Genomic DNA, 18031 nt, shown 5'->3' with positions numbered 1-18031 from the left:
GAATGGAGGGAGAGAGCTATGCTATATAGAAATCACGATCTTTTGCCGGACGACGGGGAAGACAGGGAAACAGAGGATCTGCGCAGGCGGCTGATCAGCCAGCTGGAAGCCGCGTATTTCGGAGGCGTGGGCCCGGCTGCGGCAGAGCTGGCGGAGGTGAGAGACGCCGAAAGGGACAGACTGCTGGAAATCGCCGGGCGCTGGGGCGTCAAATAGCTTCGGGTAATCAGATAAGAGGCGGGCTGAGGATCGCTGTGAACAGATTTTAGTTGTACGAATAGAATGGGCCTTTGGGGCCCGGCCCCGCGGGCTGTGATTGCAGCAGCTCACCGCGGAGGCAGAGCGCCGGAGGCGCCGGAGAAGAAAGGGGGTGAACGCATGAGTGTCACAGTATCAGATTTGCTTGCGCTGCCGTCGCTGCGGGAGGCGAGGGTGCTGGGAGGCCGGGGAGGACTGTCAAAGATCGTGTCCTCCATTTCTGTTTTGGAATCCACGGACCCCAATTTTTTGGTGGATAAGCTGTTTCCGCAGGATGAGTTTTTCGGAAGCGAGATCGTCATCACAGGGTTTCTGAACACTCTGGATAACGTGGACTGTCAGGCGGCCAATGTGAGGCGGCTGGCGGAGGGCGGCGAGGTGGGGCTGATCCTCTATTACGTGGGAGTGTATCTGGAAAGCGTGGATCAGAGACTGATCGATCTGGCCGACGAGCTGGATTTCGTTCTCATCTGCATGCCGGAGGGGCGAAGGGATCTGCGTTACGGGGAGGTGCTTTCGGATGTGACAGGGCTGATCTATAGGGACCGGCTCAGCAGCGACGCTATCGTCTCTGAGATCCTGGAACGGGTTTCGCGGCTGCCCCAGCATCAGCGCTCGGTGAACACGGTGCTGAAGATGCTCAGCGACCGAATATCCGCCTCCGTGATCCTCAGCGATTCGGAGCTGCGGACGCTGAACCTGGTGGCGTGGCCCAGAAGCATTGAAGAGAATATAAAGGAAGGATTGGCGGGCTGGAGGGCGGGGGAGTCCGCGGCGGACCGTGAGTGGGAGACTCTGCGGACCCGCCCGCAGGACTATTTTGAGGAGCCCTGCCCCTTTGTCCCCGGCGGGAGGCTGTATCGCTGCGCCCTCCGCCCGGATTTCGGATCGTACATGGAACTGGCGCTCATCAAGGAGGGAATGCCGCTGAGCGAGGAGCTGCTGAAGCAGTCGGTGGATGTGGTGCGCCTGGGGGTGAGCATCTGGGGAGAGCAGCACAGCGAGGTGGCTGTCCACGAGCTGGTGCAGGCAATTTTGCAGGACGAGCCTATGAAGATGAGACGTCTGGCGGAGATCTTTCACATCGACGTGGCCTCGATCCATGAGATGTGGATCATGGTCGGGGACAGGCCTGACTCGGCGAGGCTGCTGAAGGACAGGGCCGACGAATTCCGATCGGCTCTGAAGGAGCACTCCGGCGTGGTGATCACCGATCTCTACAAGGACAGGCTGCTCCTGTTTCTGGATACGCCGGGGACGCTGGCGGAAACGGAGCGGCTGATGAACGGCCTGCTGGAGACCGCTCTCGGATCGGATTCTACCCTGACCCTGACCCGGTGCGGCGGGCTGTCAAATACCGCAGAGGTCCGCAAGGCCTATCTCTGTCACGACGACTTCCTGGAGGACGCCCGCCGGCTGTTTCCGCGGAAAAATCTCTACGTTCTCGGCGAGCTGCTCTTTGCCAGAGAATGCCGCCGTCTGATCGACGAGGGGGAAGAGGCGCTGGCCCATTGTCTTTCGATTGTGAACAATCTGCAGAGCGCCAGCGAGGAGCTGGATCTGAGGGAGACCCTGACGGTCTATCTTCTGGACAGCGGCTCCAGCGTGACCAGGGCGGCGGAGCTTTTGTTCGTGCACAAAAACACTGTAAAATACAGGCTGCAGCGGATCGCAGAGCTGCTGGGGTATCGCCCGGATAAAATGCCGGAGGGCATGAAGCTGTACCAGGCTGCAGCGGTGTCCCGGCTGCTGCCCGGATAATGGCAGGATATCGAAGCGTCGGTTTTGTCCGAAAGGACAAAGCACGGCGCTTTTTTTCTGCTCATTCGACAATTCTCTTTTTCCAGTCGGAGTGCTATACTTTCAAAAAAAGTGAAGCTTTCCCGCAAAACCGTGTTTTTTTCGGTTTTCAGGGAGTCGGGACAGGAAAGAAAGGGTGTGATGCGCTTGAGCAAAACAAACAATGAAAGTCGTGCTTTTGAGATTCGCGAGGATGAGCGCCAGAGCTGGCCTTCCATCGCCATGGTGTGGATCGGGGCCATGATCTGCGTCTCCAGTCTGATGGTGGGAGGAATTTTGGGTAATGGCATGACGCTGCCCCAGTGCGCGATCACTGTGCTCATCGGATACGGCATTGTCTGCGTGTATATGAGCTTTATGGGAATGCAGGGCTGCGACACGGGGCTGCCCACCGCGGTCATGGCGGGGAGCGCTCTGGGGGAGACGGGCGGAAAGTACATCATCAGCGCCATACTGGCCATCGCCTGCATCGGTTGGTTCGGCATCCAGGCGGCGGTCTGCGGCGCCTCCTTTTCATCCATGCTTGAAGCGATGACGGGGGTTTCCATTCCGATCTGGCTCTGCGCAGTGATATGGGGCGTCATCATGGTCTCCACCGCGTGCTTCGGTTTTAAGGGTCTGAAATGGCTCAATTACATAGCGGTTCCGCTGCTGATCGTGGTGCTGATCTACGGGCTGATCACCGCGGTGGTAAGAAATGACGGTGTGAACGTGATCGCAGCCTATGAGCCTGCAGCTTCGATGGGCATTCTCAGCGGCGTCAGTCTGACGGTCGGCTCCTTTGCCGTGGGCGGCTCCATCGCCGGGGACTATTGCCGCTTCGCCAGAAACCGGGGCGACGTCATAAAGTCCTCCGTCCTGGGCGTGCTGCCCTCAGGGCTTCTGATTCTGCTCATCGGCGCGGTGCTTTCCATCGTCACCGGCGAGTATGATATCAGTCTGATCCTCACCGCCGCCGGGGTTCCGGCCATCGGCCTGATCGCGCTGATCGCGGCGACCTGGACCACCAATGTGACCAACGCCTATTCCGGCGGTCTCTCCCTGTCTATCCTTCTGGGACTGGACGAGAAGCGCAGCCACGTCTGCACCGCCGTGGCCGGAATCGTGGGGACGCTGCTTGCGGCTGTAGGTATCATGGATAAATTTCAGGCCTTTCTGACGCTGCTGTGCGCGCTGGTGCCGGCTTTTGTGGGCGTCATGATCGCGGATTATTGGATTTTGGGAAAAGGGCGGAAGGAAAATTTCCACGTGCGTCCCGGCGTCTTCTGGCCGGGGATGGCGGCCTTTCTCGTGGGAGCCTTCGCGGCCTGCCTGACCAGCGGGACGTTCACCTATTTTCCGGCGGTGGCCTTTCTGAATGTAAACTTTTTCATTGGTCCCATCAACGGGATCGTGGTGGCTATGATACTCTATGCGGCCTTGTCCAGGCTGGCCGGGGACCGAAAGAGGCAGGGCCGGGGCATGTGAAAATGAAGCGGGAGATATTCCGGCGCGCTGCGGCGCGGGCATGAACGAGGAAGAAAAGCGGAAATGAAAAGAGAATGGAGGAAGATGCAATGCGGATGATCGGAATGAAGGAAATAGAGGACATTGCGCTGGGCGCAGCGCTGCTGGGCGCTGGCGGAGGCGGGGATCCCTACGTGGGAAAGCTGGTGGCCATGGGGGCCGTAAAGGAGTGCGGACCTGTTGAGCTGCTGGATCCGGAAGAGGTGCCGGACGATGCTTTCGTGGTGCCGATCGCGATGATGGGAGCGCCCACGGTTTTGGCGGAGAAGGGGATTGGCGGCAAGGAGTACGAGAGACTCCACCGGATGGTTTCACAGTTTTTCGGCAAGGAGATATTCGCCTTTTTGCCCATCGAGGCGGGCGGCGTAAACAGCATGCTGCCCATCGCGGCCTGCGCGCGGCTGGGGCTGCCGCTGGTGGACTGCGACGGCATGGGGCGGGCCTTCCCCGAGCTTCAGATGGTCACGTTTACCATCGGCGGGATCAGCGCGTCGCCCATGGCGCTCACCGATGAGAAGGGAAACAGCGCCATCTTTGAGACCATCACAAATAAGTGGACTGAGGAGCTGGCCCGGGCCGTGACCATGAGCTGCGGCGGCTCCGTGTCTGTATCGCTGTATCCCATGAGCGGCGCGCAGCTGAAGAAGTACGCGGTGAAGAACATCGTTACAAGAAGCCAGAAGCTGGGCGAGGCGATCCGTACTGTGAAGGACTGCGCGGGGAAGACGCCTGAGGAGCATTTTCTGGAGTTTTCCGGCGGCTTTAAGCTCTTCAAGGGCAAGATCAGCGACGTGCTGAGGGAGACACGGGGCGCGTTTAACTTTGGCAAGGTTCTGCTGACCGGCATCGGGGAGGACAAGGGACGCAGCGCGTTCGTGGAGTTTCAGAACGAGAACCTGACGGCCACGGTAGACGGAGAGATCGTGGCTACCACGCCGGACCTGATTTGCCTGGTCGACACGGAGACCTTTCATCCCGTCACCACCGACGCCTTAAAATACGGAAAACGCGTGCTAGTGGTGGGACTTAAGTGCTTTGAGATGTGGCGCACGCCGGAGGGGCTGGAGCTGGTAGGACCCAGGTATTTCGGCTGCGATACGGATTACATTCCGCTGGAGGAACGGTGCAAAGGAGGAAGAAGACATGTATAAGCTGGGAATCGACGTGGGAGGAACGAACACGGACGCCGTGCTGATCGATGAAAATCTGGAGGTGGCGGCGGAGGTCAAGCGTCCTACCTCGGGCGATATTTACGACGGTATTCTGGGAGCTGTGCGCGCGGTTCTGGCACTGTCCGGCGTGGACCGCAAAAAGATCGGGCAGGCCATGCTGGGGACCACTCAGTGCACCAACGCCATCATCGAACGAAAAAATCTGGAGAGCATCGGGATCCTGCGGATCGGAGCGCCTGCCACTACCGGGATCCGGCCCATGGTGGATTGGGCCGAGGACATTCAGCGGATCGCTGCAGGCTGCGCCATCGTGGGCGGCGGCTTCGAGTACGACGGCAAGGAATTGGCGCCCTTCGACGAGGCGGCGGCCCGGCGCTTTTTTGAGGAGATGAAGGAGCGGAATGTAAAATCCATGGCCATATCCTGCGTTTTTTCCACCGTGAGAAACGAGCATGAGCAGGCCGCCGCGGCCCTCTGCCGGCAGGTGATGGGCGATGACGTGCGAATTTCTCTGTCCAGCGAGATCGGCTCCATGGGCCTGATTGAGAGAGAGAACGCCACGATCCTGAACGCGGCGCTCAATCAGGTGGCCGAGCGGTTTACCGCGGGCTTTGCCAGAAGCCTGGCGGACGAGGGGATCGTCGACGCGGACATTTACCTGTCCCAGAACGACGGCACGCTGATGACCATGGAGCACGCCCGGCGCTATCCGATTTTCACCATAGCCTGCGGGCCGACCAACTCCATCCGCGGGGCCAGTTATCTGAGCCGCCGGCAGAATGCCATCGTCATCGACGTGGGAGGTACGACCACAGATCTGGGGGTCATTCAGAACGGGTTTCCGCGGGAGTCCAGCGCCGCGGCCAACATCGGCGGCGTGCGTACGAATTTCCGCATGCCGGACGTGATCTCCATCGGTCTGGGCGGAGGCTCCATCGTGAGGGAGCGCGAGGACGGCAGCGTCACCGTGGGTCCGGACAGCGTGGGATATGAGATCACAGAGAAGGCCCTGGTGTTCGGCGGCGACGTGATGACCGCCACGGACATCGCGGTTCGCCTGGGAATGACCGATCTGGGGGACCCGGCGCTGGCGGCGGCGATCCCCGAGGAAAAGGCGCGGAAGGCTATGGAGGCGATCCGCGCCATGGTGGAGGACGCCATCGACGAGATGAAGATCTCCAACGCAGATATGGACGTCATTCTGGTGGGAGGAGGCTCCATCATTTTGCCGGAGGATCTGAACGGCGCGGCAAAGGTCATAAAGCCGAGACATTTCGGCTGTGCCAACGCAATTGGCTCCGCCATCTCCAAGGTCAGCGGCACCTACGAGAAGCTGATCAACTACGATGAGCTTCCCAGGGATCTGGCTCTGGAGCAGGCCAAGGCCGAGGCTGCGGAGCTTGCCGTGGAGTCCGGAGCAGTCCGGGAGACCGTTGAAATCATCGATGTGGAGGACGTGCCTTTAGCCTATTACCCTGGAAATACGAACCGGGTGAAGATCAAGGCTGCGGGAGATCTGCGGGGGTAGAGGCGCGGCTGCGAGAACAGAATGCGGCTGCCGTGCCGCGGGACAGCCGGCGGCAGATGCGGAGGGGCCGATAAGTATCATGAGCGGAAATGCGTTGACAGCGCGGAGAGGAGTACGAGATGAAGCTATTGGATTTAGTACCTGTGACAACGCCGGGACTGATCACTCCTGAAATGGAAGACTATATCAACAAATATCTGAGTGCAGACACGCAGATGGATGTGGTGCAGATCACGGAGGGCACGGCCAGTATCGAGTGCGAGTATGACGAAGCCATGTGCGCCCCGGATATCATTGCAAAGTGCATCGAGGCGGAAAAGCAGGGATACGAGGGGGTGTTCATCAACTGTTTTGGCGACCCAGGCGTCCGCGCTGCCCGAGAATGCGTGAATATCCCTGTTTTCGGGGGATTTGAGCCGGTCATGCTCCTGGCCATGGGTATGGCGGATCGGGTCGCCATCGTGACGGTGCTGCCCAATGTGCTGCCGCTGATCAGGGGCGGTATCGCCAAGGCACATCTGGGAGACCGGGTGGCCTGCGTGCGCAGCGTGGACATACCGGTGCTGGAGCTTTCAAGCCATGAAAAGCTTTGTAACGCGGTCTATGAGGAGAGTCTGAAGGCCATACGGGAAGACGGCGCGGAGGCTATCGTACTGGGCTGCACCGCCATGGTGGACGTGACAGAAACAGTACAGGCCCGGCTGCACGAGGCCGGCTATTGCGTTCCGGTTCTGGAGGCCGCTCAGTCCGCGGTCATGATGCTGGAGCTGACAGCTAAAATGGGGCTGCGGCAGAGCCGGATCACCTATATGCCTGTTCCGCAGAAGTAGGAACGGCGGCGTATTGGTTGTCAGATGTTGTTGAAAGGGGCTGTAAAATAAGTCCCTGATTTAGGAATCGCCAGAACCGGCATTGGCCGGAACTGGCGATTCCTTGTTTTTATACCTGGTTTTTATACATTTCCATTTGTTTTGAAGGACTGGCGACAGGCAGCAAGACAACGCATTCGTTTATCCTGATCCGGCATTTGAATTGGATGTTTGTTCAAGCCTCGCGGGCTGAGGATGGCTGTGAACAGAAATACGTGGAACTGGAGGCTGTTTTCCGTTATACTATTATAATAGGCGTATGCGCGGCTCTGCAGGTTGCGATTGCGGCAACTCACAGCGCCGGAGGAGAAGACGGCGGCAAGGCCGGCCGCCGGTCAATCAAACAGCCGGCCGGTCAGTTCGTCAGTCAGTCAGCCGGCGGTCAGGCCGCAGCGCACAAAGGCAGGAAGAAAGACGGAGCCTGCAGAAAATACGGAGAAGACAGCGACTATGAAGTGGACGGAAAAACAATGGGAAGCGATATCCCTGCGGGATAAAAATATATTGGTGTCGGCGGCGGCCGGCTCGGGAAAGACGGCGGTGCTGGTAGAGCGCATCAAGCGGCTGCTGCTGGAAGATCAGGTGGATCTGGACCGCATGCTCATTGTGACGTTCAGCAACGCGGCGGCTTCTGAGATGAAAGAGAAGATCGTAAAAGCGCTGAACGCGGAGCTGGCTTTGGGGACGGAGCCGGTGAAGGGAGCGGATCAGAAGGTAAGCGGGGACCATGAGGAGGAACGGCGGCGTCTCAGGGACAAGCAGCGTTTTCTCCGCAGACAGCTTTCCGGCATATACCGGTGCAATATCAGCACGTTCCACGCCTTCGCCATGGAGGTGATCCGCCGATATTTTCATCTGATCGGAGCGGAGCCCGGGTTCAAGATCTGCGATGAAGGACAGAAGATCATCTTACAGGCGGAAGCGCTGGAAGAAGTGTTTACAGATCTCTTTGAATCGGGGGATCCTGAGTTTCTGCGGTTTCTGGACCAGTACGGTTCAGGAAAGAACGAGAACGACGTAAAGGATATGATCCTCAGAGTCCACGAGTTTATACAGAGCCTGCCGGATCCCTTCGGGTGGCTGGAGGAAAAGACGGAAGCGCTTGCGGCGTCCGCGGAGCAGTTTGCGGAGAGTCCTGCGTTTCAGGTCATGTGCGGAGAGATCGACTCGGGGCTGGAACTGTGCGTATTTTATCTGAAAGAGGCGGAACGCCTGCTGGAGGAGGGGGGAGCGGCCAGTCTGCTGCCCAAGATCGCCGCGGATATCCGTCTGGCTGAAAGCGCGCTCTGTGCGCTGCGGGGAGCTCTGCCGCCGGAGGGGGAGCTGGATCAGGGGTCGGGACCTGCGGCGGAGCCGGCAGGGAGCCCGGCTGAGGACCGTCCGGCGGACCCGGGGAGGGGGACTGAGACGGGATGTGGAGCCCGATGGAGCCGGGAAGCCTTTGAGGAGGCGGCGTCCTACCTCCGGGGAGAGCGGGGCGCCTTTCAGCGCATGGTGGCGGCTAAGGCTGACAAAGAGAACTACGAGGCGGTCAAGGAAGATGTGACGGCGCTGAGAAATAAAGGCAGGGATCTGTTCAAGAAGCTGGCGGAACAGTACGCCGCCGGCAGCCTTTTAGAGCGCGCGGCGGAGCTGACACAGACAGCGGAGCCTGCCCGGGAACTCTGCAGGCTGACGCGGGCTTTCGACCAGGCCTACCGAAGCCGCAAGGAACAGAAAAATCTGCTGGATTTCAACGATATCGAGCATTACGCCCTGCGCATTCTGGAGCACGAAGAAGCGGCGGGAGAATACCGCGAAAAGTTCCGGTACATTTTCATAGACGAATATCAGGACAGCAATCTGGTGCAGGAGACGCTCATCGGCAGGATCTGCCGGGAAAACAATGTGTTCATGGTGGGCGACGTCAAGCAGAGTATCTATAAGTTCCGTCTGGCGGAACCGGAACTGTTCATTGAGAAATACCAGCGTTATCGCTGTTCTGAGAGCGGGCTTGACGCCAAGGTGGATCTGAATCAGAATTTCAGAAGCAAAGGCAATACCATAAAAGCAGTGAATCAGGTGTTTTCCGCGGTGATGAGCGGTAAGACCACCGGGATGGATTACGACAGCGACGCGGCGCTGTATCAGGGGGTTGACTATGAGGGAGAGCTGGATTACCCCATGTCGCTGCACTTGGTGGACGACGCTTTGGACAATAGTCAGGACGTGGACGAGGAGATCCAGGACATGAAAAAAGCTGAGCTGGAGGCGTACGCCGCGGCGCAGCTGATCCGGGAAGCCAGAGGAAAGCCGATCTACGACGGAAAAAAGGGCGTGATCCGGCCGCTGGAAAATCGGGATATCGTCATCCTGCTGCGGGGGGCCAAGGGTTACGCCGATCTCTATTACAAAGCTTTGAGCGAGGAGGGCATCGCCGCCTTCATGGATAACAGCGACGGATATTTCGACACGGTGGAGATCCAGATCTTTATGAATCTGCTTCAGGTGATCGACAACGGGAAACAGGATCTGCCGCTGCTTTCCGTGCTGCGGTCGCCCATCTTTGATTTCACGGTGGACGAGCTGGCGGAGATCCGCATATCCAGAATGAAGGGAGCGTATTATCAGGCTTTTGCAGGATACGGCGTTCACGGCGGGGACGAAGCGCTGCGGATCAAGTGCCGCCGCGCGGCCGAAAGGCTGGCGGATTACCGCCGGCAGGCCGCTTACACGCCGCTGGCGGACCTGCTCTCCATGCTCATCGAGGATACGGGCTACGGCGATTTTATATCAGCCATTCCCTCCGGTCTGCAGAGACAGGCAAATCTCAGGGCGCTGGTGGACAAAGCGGCGGATTATCAGGCGGGTCAGGGAAAAGGGCTGTTCGGTTTTATCCGGTACATCGACGCGCTGAAAAAGGAGAAGATCAGCGTGGGACAGGTGAAGCTGGCGGGGGAAAACGACGATGTGGTGCGGATCATGACCGTGCACAAGAGCAAGGGTCTGGAATTTCCCTATGTGCTGATCGGCGGATTGGGCCGCCGCTTCAATCTGCGGCAGGATTCAGCGAAGGCCGTCTTTCACAAGGAGCTTGGCATCGCGCTGCGCCTGGTGGATCCGGAGCAGGGATATTATAAAAAGACCATCCTTCAGACGCTGATCGAGCAGAAGAAGCGCAGGGAAGACATGGCGGAGGAGATCCGAACTCTTTACGTGGCCTTTACCAGAGCCATGGACCAGCTGGTGCTCATGGGTACGGTGACGGATGTGGATAAGGCCATGAAGGATTACGGGATGAAAAACGGGGGAGATGTGCTGTCCGCCCGCTGTTATCTGGACATGGTGGTCCCGGTGCTTCTGGAAAATAAAACGGAGGTCTGCTTTCACGGCCGCGGGGAATACGGCGCGGTCAGGAGGGCTGACGCCGCCGCCCGTGAGAGTCTGCGGGTCCAGCTGGAACACGGCTTCGGAAGCGGACTCTGCCCAGAGGCTGGGGGGGAGCTGGAGCGAGAGATCCGCAGACGGCTCTCCTATGTATACCCGGCCAGGGGGGCGGAGAAGAAATCCAAGTACAGCGTGTCGGAGCTGGCTCAGATCTTCAGGGAGCGGTCTGGGGCGCCGGAGTCTCCGGGCGGGACGGATGAAGTCCGGGGGGGACTGGCGCAGCCGCCCTCTGAGACGCGGAGGGCCGTCATGCCCCGGGGCGTCGTTCCGCGGTTTATGGAGCCGGTGCACACGATGACTGCGGCGGAACGGGGAACCGCCATGCACCGGGTCATGGAACACATTCCGTTTACGGAAGAGGGAAAGACCCCCATGGAGATCCGCGCTTTCGCGCAGTCCATGGTGCAGAGGGAAATGATGACGGCGGAGGAAGCGGAGGCTGTAGACTGTGAAGCGCTGTCGGCGTTTTTCCGTTCGGAGGCGGGCGTCAGAGCCTGCCGTTCCGGGGAAGTATACCGGGAGGAATCCTTTAACCTGAAAAAGGTACTGGACGGAGAAGAGATCATCGTTCAGGGGACCATCGACTGTTATTTTCGTGAGGGAGAGGAGTATATACTGCTGGATTACAAGTCTGGCGGCGCGGCCCGGGGAGGCGGGAAAAAAGAGGCGGAAGAGCTGGCGGACTACTACAGACCGCAGACGGCGCTGTATAAGGAGGCCCTGGAAACGATCAAAGGCATTCGCGTGAAAAGCGTTTATCTCTATCTCTTTTCGCAGGACAGGGCGGTTTTAGTGGAATAATGGAATATCAGACCGCCGGACCGGAATACAATCAAAGGGATAAGGGAGAAAAGGGATGTCTATATTACTGTTGATCGTACTGGCCGGAGGACTGGCCACGGACGCGTTCGCCGTGTCCATTTCCAACGGCATGTGCTACCGCAATATCGGAGGAAGGCAGGTGATTCTCACGGCGCTGACCTTCGGAGCGTTTCAGGGGGCGATGCCGGTATTGGGTTACTACGGCGGAAGGCTGGCGGAGGATGCCATCGCTTCGCTGGATCACTGGATCGCCCTGGTTTTATTGTGCTTTATCGGAGGCAGCATGGCCATGGAAAGTCTGAAGGAGATGAAGAGCTCCGAAAGCTGTCCGGCTGTGAGAGAACTGAACGTGAGAACGCTGCTGGTGCAGGGAGTTGCCACCAGTATCGACGCTCTGGCCGTGGGCGTCAGCCTGGCGGCGCTGCGGACGAACATCGTCCAGGCGGCAGGGCTCATCGCCGTTGTGACCTTCGCGGTCTGCCTGTTCGGAGCGGTGCTGGGAAAACGGTTCGGTCTGCTTTTGGGGCAGAAGGCCAAGCTGTGCGGCGGACTGGTGCTCATCTGGATCGGGCTGCGTATTTTTGCGGAGCATACGCTGGGATAACAGCAAGGCTGCTGAATGGACGGAGAATCGAATTTTGAAAAAGAGGCTGCAATCATTTTGGAAAAAAGAGACGGTGCTGTGCTGTGCGGCTCTGGCCGCGGCCGTCTCCGCGTTTTTGGAACCGCCTTCGGGCAAATATCTGCAATATATCGACTTTCGGGTGCTGGGACTTCTGTTCTGTCTCATGCTGGTAGTGTCCGCCATGCAGAGGATCGGAGTCTTCGAAGTGCTTGCCGACCGCATCGTGAACCGGGCGGAGACTATGTTGGGAGTGGGCGCCGCGCTGGTCTTTCTCTGTTTTTTCTTCGCCATGGTGGTGACCAACGATGTGGCGCTCATCACCTTTGTGCCTTTTACGGTACAGGTATTGAAGCTGGCAAAGAGAGAGGACAAGCTGATCCACGTGATCGTGCTGCAGACGGTGGCCGCCAATCTGGGCAGTATGCTGACGCCTGTGGGAAATCCGCAGAACCTGTATCTCTATACGGCTTATGAGATGAAGATGGATCGTTTTCTGGATGTGATGACCCCGGTGACTGCGCTCTCCGCCGGATTGCTGGCCCTGTCCTGTTACCTCCTGCTGGACAGAAAGAAAACGGCCCGCCGGGAGGAGTGGAAGCCGGGAAGTCCGCGTCTGGACGATCTGCGCCAGCCGTCGGACGAACAGTGTCCGGAGGATGAAAGGTACCTGGAGATCAAAAGGCGCCCGGAGACCGAAGAGCCTTCGGGGGCTGAAACGGCAACGGAGAACGAACGGAATCGGAGGGAATGGGACCGGGGCCGGAGGGGAAAGCTGTATGTGTATACGGGTCTTTTTCTGCTCTGTCTGCTGACTGTTTTGCGGATCATGCCCTGGCAGGCGCTTCTCGTCACTTCGGTGATGTGCGCCCTTCTGCTGGACCGTCAGATCTTCCTGACGGTGGACTACGGACTTCTTGCCACCTTCGCCTGTTTCTTCCTCTTTGTGGGAAACGTATCGGCCGTGCCCTGGATCTCATGCAGGCTGGCGGAGATCCTGGCCGGGCGCGAACTTCTGGTCTCTGCCGCGGCCAGCCAGGTGATCTCCAACGTACCGGCGGCGGTGCTGCTCTCGGGCTTTACGGACAGGGGAGAGAGCCTGCTGCTGGGGGTAAATCTGGGAGGGCTGGGCACGCTTATCGCTTCGCTGGCCAGTCTGATCTCCTATAAGATCTATGGACAGACGGAGGGGGCGCGGACCGGGCGGTATACGGCGCTGTTCACTGCAGTCAACGTATCGTTTCTGGCTGTTCTGCTTATTTTCACACACGTATTTTTTCCCGGGATCTGACCGGAGCCGCCCGGGCAGACCGCGTCTCGGTCCCGGTCAGGGCCGTGGGTCGTGCGTGGGAACATCGCCGCCGCGGGCGGATGAAAAGGGAAATGGGGGATTGGAAGATGGGATTTCTACAACTGCCGGTCTATATCGGAATTTTTATCTGGATACTTTCGCCGGAGCGCATGAGCGTGCTGGCTTCCACCAAAGCAGGGCGCGTCATCGCGCTGAAGGGAGCTGCGGTGGTGACGGCGGGGTATCTGCTGTCCATGACTTGTCAGATGATGGTCATGATAGCGCTGGATGCGATGCGGATCCCGCAGATCGTTACGTTCTTTCTCTACTCGGCTGTGTTCGTGGCGTTCTGGCTCCTGGAGGCGGAGCTGTTTCACCGCAGTGTCTATCAGTTCAGCGTCAAGAAAGCGCTGCTGAAAAGGAAGAGTCTTTTATATTGGCTGGGAGTGACCGCGGCGGCCACCGCGGCGTTCTATATCTACAATCGGATCGGCGGTCTGGCGGTGACCTACGCGTTGTCGGAGATCGAACCGGGGATCGTGAAGTTTTTTCTCCGCGTCTGCAGCATTCTCTTTCAGCTCCGGCTGCCGGATCTGTTTCTGGCCGCCTGCAACTTTGTCCTCTATTATAAGACCATGGGCATGATCATCCGTACTGCGGAGTGGGGATGAGGTCTGACAGATTTTCGGGAATGCATTTATTCTGATGTCAGGCGTTGAAAAATACAGGATGCAACCGGCGGTTGCCAAAAAAGAAACGCCGGGTTGGTAGCAAAGAAAGCCCCTGGGCTGGTAAGATAGGCGCAGAAGAAAGGGGATGTCATAGATGAATATTGGAGAAAAGATACAACAGCTGAGGAAGAAGGAGGGACTTTCCCAGGAGGCGCTGGCGGAACGGCTGGGACTCTCCCGGCAGGCGGTTTCCAAATGGGAGTCGGGGACGGCCATCCCCTCCATCGATAATCTGGTGGAGCTCTCCAAGATCTTTGGAGTGACGGTGGGAGAACTTCTGCAGCTGGAGCAGGCTTCTCCCAGATCTTCCGACTCCCCCGCAGGCTCGGAGGATTCCATGGCAGATCCGACCTCAGGGGCGGAGGGAGAGAACGGAAAACGGGCGCAGAAGACAGAGCGCTCCGGGGGCGAGACGGGGGAGGAACAGGATGCGGAGGATGACACTGAGGCGCTGGACGGCGTCCTTTCCTATTTGAAAGAGCAGGAATCACTGCGCAAGGAACGGGAAAAGCGCGGCCGCATGGCGACGGCGGCGGTGGCTGCAGCCGCCGCCCTGTGCCTGATCGCCGGGGGCGTCTTTCTGGCAGGGCGGATGAACCTGCTGAACAGCCGCATCGGCAATATGGAGGGTCGGATCGAGGCGGTCAACGGAAATCTCACAGGGCAGATCAACGCAGTCAGCGAAAATGTGAAGGAACAGCTGGGCGAGCCGGTGAGGATCGCCGCAGACTACACCTGGGAGCTGACAGCCGTTGACGTGAACGCCATGAGAGCCACGCTGCATGTGACCGCTCTCCCCAAGGCATACAAACCGGATATGACGGCGGTCTTTACGGCGGCCGCCCGGGGAGAAGAACCGGTGACGGCCCCGGGAACGCTGTCGGGAGAGAACCTTTTTTCCTGCGATATCGAGGTGCCGCTGAACGACGAGATACGGCTGTCCGTGGGACTTACCTCGGGAGAGATCACGGAAAGCCAGTTCCTTGAGACGATCTTCGGGCTGAAGCGCGGGAACGTTATGGAGATCACGGGCAGATTAGACGGCAGCAGCACTGTTTCGTCAGCGGGAGAGGGCTCGGGAACAGCCGATATCAACGGAACCTTTGTCATTAAAGTGAGACCCGTTTACGGCGCCGGCTCCGACGGATACGATGATCAGCTTTCACCTCCGGTCAACTGGCCCGTGAAAGCGAAGCTGGTCCTGTACGCGGGCGACCGGGCGGTAAAACGGTACCCGGTGGATCTGTCCGGAATGTTTGACGAGCACGGGATCGTACCCGATGAAACAGAGAACGGAGAAGCCATGATCGCCCAGATCGACACCGCGTATTTTTATGTGGAGGCGTCGAACGAACACCTTCAGCTGAAAGGAGCGAACAGCCTGCGGGCCGTGGTGGAGGTCACGGATAATTACGGCGTCACGAGAGAGACGGAGATATGGGAGAAGCGTCGCTGAGGAGCAGGGCGGGGGCAGCAGCGTGACTTATGAGTAAAAGTTGACCATGAAGCGGATCCGGCCGTCCTGATCGATGTAATACAGGTCCTGAACATCCTCGTAGGTGAGCTCCAGCGTCTGCCGGTCCTCCTCCTCAAGGCAGTCGGCAATACAGCGTGCGGCCACGTATTCCCGGCTGTAGCCCATGGCGGTGAGAAATTCGTCGTCAGTCATGGGCGCGGCGGCTGCGCTGTCGTAGACATACCGTTTCGTCACGAAGTTGAATCCCGATCCCAGACCGGAAGTGGCCGAGTAGAAGACGCAGACTTCATAAATATCGCCGAACTGGTATTCCTCATAATAGACTTTGATCACCGGGTCTGCGAAACCCGTCGGCAGATCTTTGAACTGATTGTCGGGAGCGGCTCTGAGCGCGGCCCAGTCTTCCTGGAGCCGCTGATTCAGCGCGTCTGTGCCCGGCAGGCTTTCCTTCATTTTGGGCAGAGAGACATCGTAAGCGCTGCAGCCCGCAAGTTTTTTGTAACAGCGAAAATCTTCGTCCACAGTCCTGCAGTATTTCTGAGAATTGACGGCCGTCACATAATATCCGTCTTTCCAGCGCGTATTTTCTCCGTACAGGTAGTTTTCCGACGCCAGCTGCAGTTCCATGGCTGAGATCCTGTCCTTCTGCATATAGAACCGGGCCACGCGGTAATAATCGTCTCCAGCGGCGGAGGTCATTACATAGACGCAGTCGTTTTTCATCCAGCCGTCTCCTTCCACGCCGTCGTAGCGGAGCAGACTGCTATCCGGGAAAGCGGCAAAGAGGTCGTCTTCGGTGTCTCCCACCTTTAAGCCGTCCTTCGTCCGGCCGTATCCGCCGGTATCCCGCGCGTAGGTCAGCAGCGTGTAGGCCTGGGGCTGGTTGAATTCGTAGTAGTTCACGTCCTCCGTGACAAAGGCTCCGTTTTCATAGGACATTACATAGGTGCCGGTCCGGAACGCGCTGCAGGTCGAAAGGACCCCCTGGGCGGCGGACGTTTCCTGATCTGAAGAAGCGCCCTGATCTAACGCTTCGCTCTGGATGGGAGAGCTTTCGCCGAAGTCCAGCGTGAGGGGCAGGGGCGTATCGGCGTCGTACATGCCCAGGCCCAGCTGAACGTCTCCCACCTGCCAGACGTAGTTCTCGTGGGTTTTCAGCAGATCGGGACTTACGGAGCTTCCCAGGCTGCGCTCTTCGATATAATCCCAGGCGTCGCCGTAGGTCTGCCGGGAATAGGTGTTTTCAGCCAGTTCGATATATCGCTGGTCCGCTCGGAGCACCAGCAGTACGTCGCTGTCAAAGGTCATCCAGCCCTGAGCGTCCAGAGTGACGGCGCCGGTCTCATCCAGCTGCGGAGTCTTCTTTGGCTTCAGCTTATAGGACATCTCATATACCTCGATGGCCGCGCTGCTGACGGAGGAATAACCGTCGATCGATACCATCCGCCGGGTCACATCGCGGCTTTCCAGCTCTCTTAAGACGGTGAGCTCAGAATCTTCAATGGTGAGGTGGATCATCTGCTGGCCGGAGGCGCTGCCCTTGGCGGTGAAGGCCACGCCCCGTTTTTCCAGCGTTTCCATATGGCGCGCTATCTGATGCTCGGCCATCCGCACCACTTCGTCAGGGGCGGTTATTTCCTTCTCTGATCCGCTGTCTTCCCCGTCCCGCGCGCACGCCGCCGTCAGCAGGAGGAGCAGGCAGAGCAGGATGGACGGCAGTGCGCGGGTCAAAAGAGAGCGGTTCTTTGTTTTTATCATTATCATTTTCCTCCCTGGGCGCTTTTTTTCATCTTATTCGCTTGGAAGTGAAAAGTCAATCCTGGCGTCCTGAAACCAGATCCCGGAATACTAGATCCTGGAATACCTGTTTCAGGATGAGATCACGGATCTGTTCGATAAAATAAACAGCCTTTACAGAAATAATGTTAGACAGGCGGAATAAAAGGGTATATACTGTAACAAAATAAGTTACAATTATTCGGATGGAAATAGTGAGAGGAGGGACTGATGATGAAAGGAAATCGGAAGCTGCAGGTCTGTCTGGCCGTGCTTCTGCTGATGCTGGTTCCCGTTATGGCCGCCTGCGGAGGCTCAGATGATCCGGCTGGCAGTCTGGCGGCCGACGCGGGATCCGGACAGACTGCGGCGGACGGAGCTGCCGGCGGGGAACAGGGCGTCCAGGATGCGGACGGGGCCGGGGAAAACGTTGTGAGCTACCGTTTTGATATCTCTGAGGATGCCAAAGCGAAGCTGGACAGCATGTTGGAGGATAAGGATTACGGTGAAGAAGCCGTCTTTCTCATCGAACCGGTGCGCTGCTGAGGAGGACCCCTGTATAACCTCAGTTTGAGGGAAGAAGTCAGAGGCCTGGATGTGATCCAGTGGGACGGGTACCGCTTTGCAGTGATAGACGACGGCCTGATGGACGGTCTGACGGGATTTTCCATAGACTGCAGAGATACTTTTTTCTCGAAGCAGATCGTGGTGGACGCCCTGTACGATTAGGTAAGCCGGAGATCGTTCTTAATT

Annotated in this window: 15 protein-coding genes; 14 read left to right on the top strand and 1 reads right to left on the bottom strand. The window is 58.4% G+C overall.

The features are described from left to right. Positions 1-18: 18 nt before the first annotated feature. The 12 genes from E0E37_RS17135 to E0E37_RS17080 all read left to right on the top strand — a co-directional run bounded on the left by E0E37_RS17135 (position 19) and on the right by E0E37_RS17080 (position 15481). Positions 19-216: a hypothetical protein gene (locus E0E37_RS17135; protein ID WP_130864193.1), complete on the top strand. Its 198-nt coding sequence runs from the start codon at positions 19-21 to the stop codon at positions 214-216. A gap of 162 nt (positions 217-378) precedes the next feature. Beyond that, positions 379-2019 (top strand): PucR family transcriptional regulator, encoded by a 1641-nt coding sequence (locus tag E0E37_RS17130; RefSeq protein ID WP_130864192.1) that lies wholly within the window; start codon positions 379-381, stop codon positions 2017-2019. 186 nt (positions 2020-2205) lie between these two features. Further along, positions 2206-3525, top strand: coding sequence for a cytosine permease (locus tag E0E37_RS17125; RefSeq protein ID WP_130864191.1), 1320 nt, complete (start codon positions 2206-2208; stop codon positions 3523-3525). An 89-nt stretch (positions 3526-3614) separates the two neighbouring features. Further along, entirely contained in the window at positions 3615-4715 is a 1101-nt protein-coding gene (locus tag E0E37_RS17120; protein ID WP_130864190.1) for a DUF917 domain-containing protein, read from the top strand. Then, a complete protein-coding gene (locus E0E37_RS17115; RefSeq protein ID WP_130864189.1) occupies positions 4708-6264 on the top strand; it encodes a hydantoinase/oxoprolinase N-terminal domain-containing protein in 1557 nt (518 codons plus the stop codon). Before E0E37_RS17120 ends, E0E37_RS17115 begins: the two co-directional genes overlap by 8 nt. 119 nt (positions 6265-6383) lie before the next feature. Then, positions 6384-7094, top strand: a complete 711-nt coding sequence (locus E0E37_RS17110; protein ID WP_130864188.1) for an aspartate/glutamate racemase family protein — start codon at positions 6384-6386, stop codon at positions 7092-7094. A 206-nt stretch (positions 7095-7300) separates the two neighbouring features. Then, positions 7301-7630, top strand: a complete 330-nt coding sequence (locus E0E37_RS17105; protein WP_130864187.1) for a hypothetical protein — start codon at positions 7301-7303, stop codon at positions 7628-7630. Then, positions 7584-11360, top strand: a complete 3777-nt coding sequence (locus tag E0E37_RS17100) for a UvrD-helicase domain-containing protein (RefSeq protein ID WP_130864186.1) — start codon at positions 7584-7586, stop codon at positions 11358-11360. Before E0E37_RS17105 ends, E0E37_RS17100 begins: the two co-directional genes overlap by 47 nt. A gap of 55 nt (positions 11361-11415) precedes the next feature. After that, positions 11416-11985: a manganese efflux pump MntP gene (locus E0E37_RS17095; RefSeq protein WP_130864185.1), complete on the top strand. Its 570-nt coding sequence runs from the start codon at positions 11416-11418 to the stop codon at positions 11983-11985. A gap of 34 nt (positions 11986-12019) precedes the next feature. Continuing rightward, positions 12020-13294 (top strand): SLC13 family permease, encoded by a 1275-nt coding sequence (locus E0E37_RS17090; protein ID WP_165445428.1) that lies wholly within the window; start codon positions 12020-12022, stop codon positions 13292-13294. 107 nt (positions 13295-13401) lie between these two features. Beyond that, on the top strand, positions 13402-13965 hold the full coding sequence (locus E0E37_RS17085) for a hypothetical protein (protein ID WP_130864183.1): 564 nt from the start codon (positions 13402-13404) through the stop codon (positions 13963-13965). 154 nt (positions 13966-14119) lie between these two features. Then, a complete protein-coding gene (locus E0E37_RS17080; protein ID WP_130864182.1) occupies positions 14120-15481 on the top strand; it encodes a helix-turn-helix transcriptional regulator in 1362 nt (453 codons plus the stop codon). A 27-nt stretch (positions 15482-15508) separates the two neighbouring features. On the opposite strand, the gene E0E37_RS17075 is transcribed toward E0E37_RS17080, so the two are convergent. Further along, the gene (locus E0E37_RS17075) at positions 15509-17260 is read right to left on the bottom strand and encodes a hypothetical protein (protein WP_130864181.1); all 1752 of its coding nucleotides are present in this window, start codon (positions 17258-17260) and stop codon (positions 15509-15511) included. Between the two features lie 249 nt (positions 17261-17509). On the opposite strand from E0E37_RS17075, the gene E0E37_RS17070 reads away from it, so the two are divergent. Continuing rightward, positions 17510-17824, top strand: a complete 315-nt coding sequence (locus tag E0E37_RS17070; protein ID WP_130864180.1) for a hypothetical protein — start codon at positions 17510-17512, stop codon at positions 17822-17824. A gap of 51 nt (positions 17825-17875) precedes the next feature. Then, on the top strand, positions 17876-18007 hold the full coding sequence (locus tag E0E37_RS19040; protein WP_281275536.1) for a hypothetical protein: 132 nt from the start codon (positions 17876-17878) through the stop codon (positions 18005-18007). The last annotated feature ends 24 nt before the right edge of the window (positions 18008-18031 follow it).

Source organism: Bacilliculturomica massiliensis, from assembly GCF_900605495.1.
Lineage (GTDB): Bacteria > Bacillota > Clostridia > Peptostreptococcales > Anaerovoracaceae > Bacilliculturomica > Bacilliculturomica massiliensis.
This window is presented reverse-complemented; position numbering and strand designations above follow the sequence as displayed.

Coding starts and splice junctions, on each gene's coding strand:
- E0E37_RS17105 (WP_130864187.1), top strand. CDS start 7,301: ATGTTTGTTCAAGCCTCGCGGGCTGAGGATGGCTGTGAACAGAAATAC.
- E0E37_RS17070 (WP_130864180.1), top strand. CDS start 17,510: ATGATGAAAGGAAATCGGAAGCTGCAGGTCTGTCTGGCCGTGCTTCTG.
- E0E37_RS17080 (WP_130864182.1), top strand. CDS start 14,120: ATGAATATTGGAGAAAAGATACAACAGCTGAGGAAGAAGGAGGGACTT.
- E0E37_RS17120 (WP_130864190.1), top strand. CDS start 3,615: ATGCGGATGATCGGAATGAAGGAAATAGAGGACATTGCGCTGGGCGCA.
- E0E37_RS17085 (WP_130864183.1), top strand. CDS start 13,402: ATGGGATTTCTACAACTGCCGGTCTATATCGGAATTTTTATCTGGATA.
- E0E37_RS17100 (WP_130864186.1), top strand. CDS start 7,584: ATGAAGTGGACGGAAAAACAATGGGAAGCGATATCCCTGCGGGATAAA.
- E0E37_RS17135 (WP_130864193.1), top strand. CDS start 19: ATGCTATATAGAAATCACGATCTTTTGCCGGACGACGGGGAAGACAGG.
- E0E37_RS17115 (WP_130864189.1), top strand. CDS start 4,708: ATGTATAAGCTGGGAATCGACGTGGGAGGAACGAACACGGACGCCGTG.
- E0E37_RS17110 (WP_130864188.1), top strand. CDS start 6,384: ATGAAGCTATTGGATTTAGTACCTGTGACAACGCCGGGACTGATCACT.
- E0E37_RS17075 (WP_130864181.1), bottom strand. CDS start 17,260: ATGATAAAAACAAAGAACCGCTCTCTTTTGACCCGCGCACTGCCGTCC.
- E0E37_RS17095 (WP_130864185.1), top strand. CDS start 11,416: ATGTCTATATTACTGTTGATCGTACTGGCCGGAGGACTGGCCACGGAC.
- E0E37_RS17130 (WP_130864192.1), top strand. CDS start 379: ATGAGTGTCACAGTATCAGATTTGCTTGCGCTGCCGTCGCTGCGGGAG.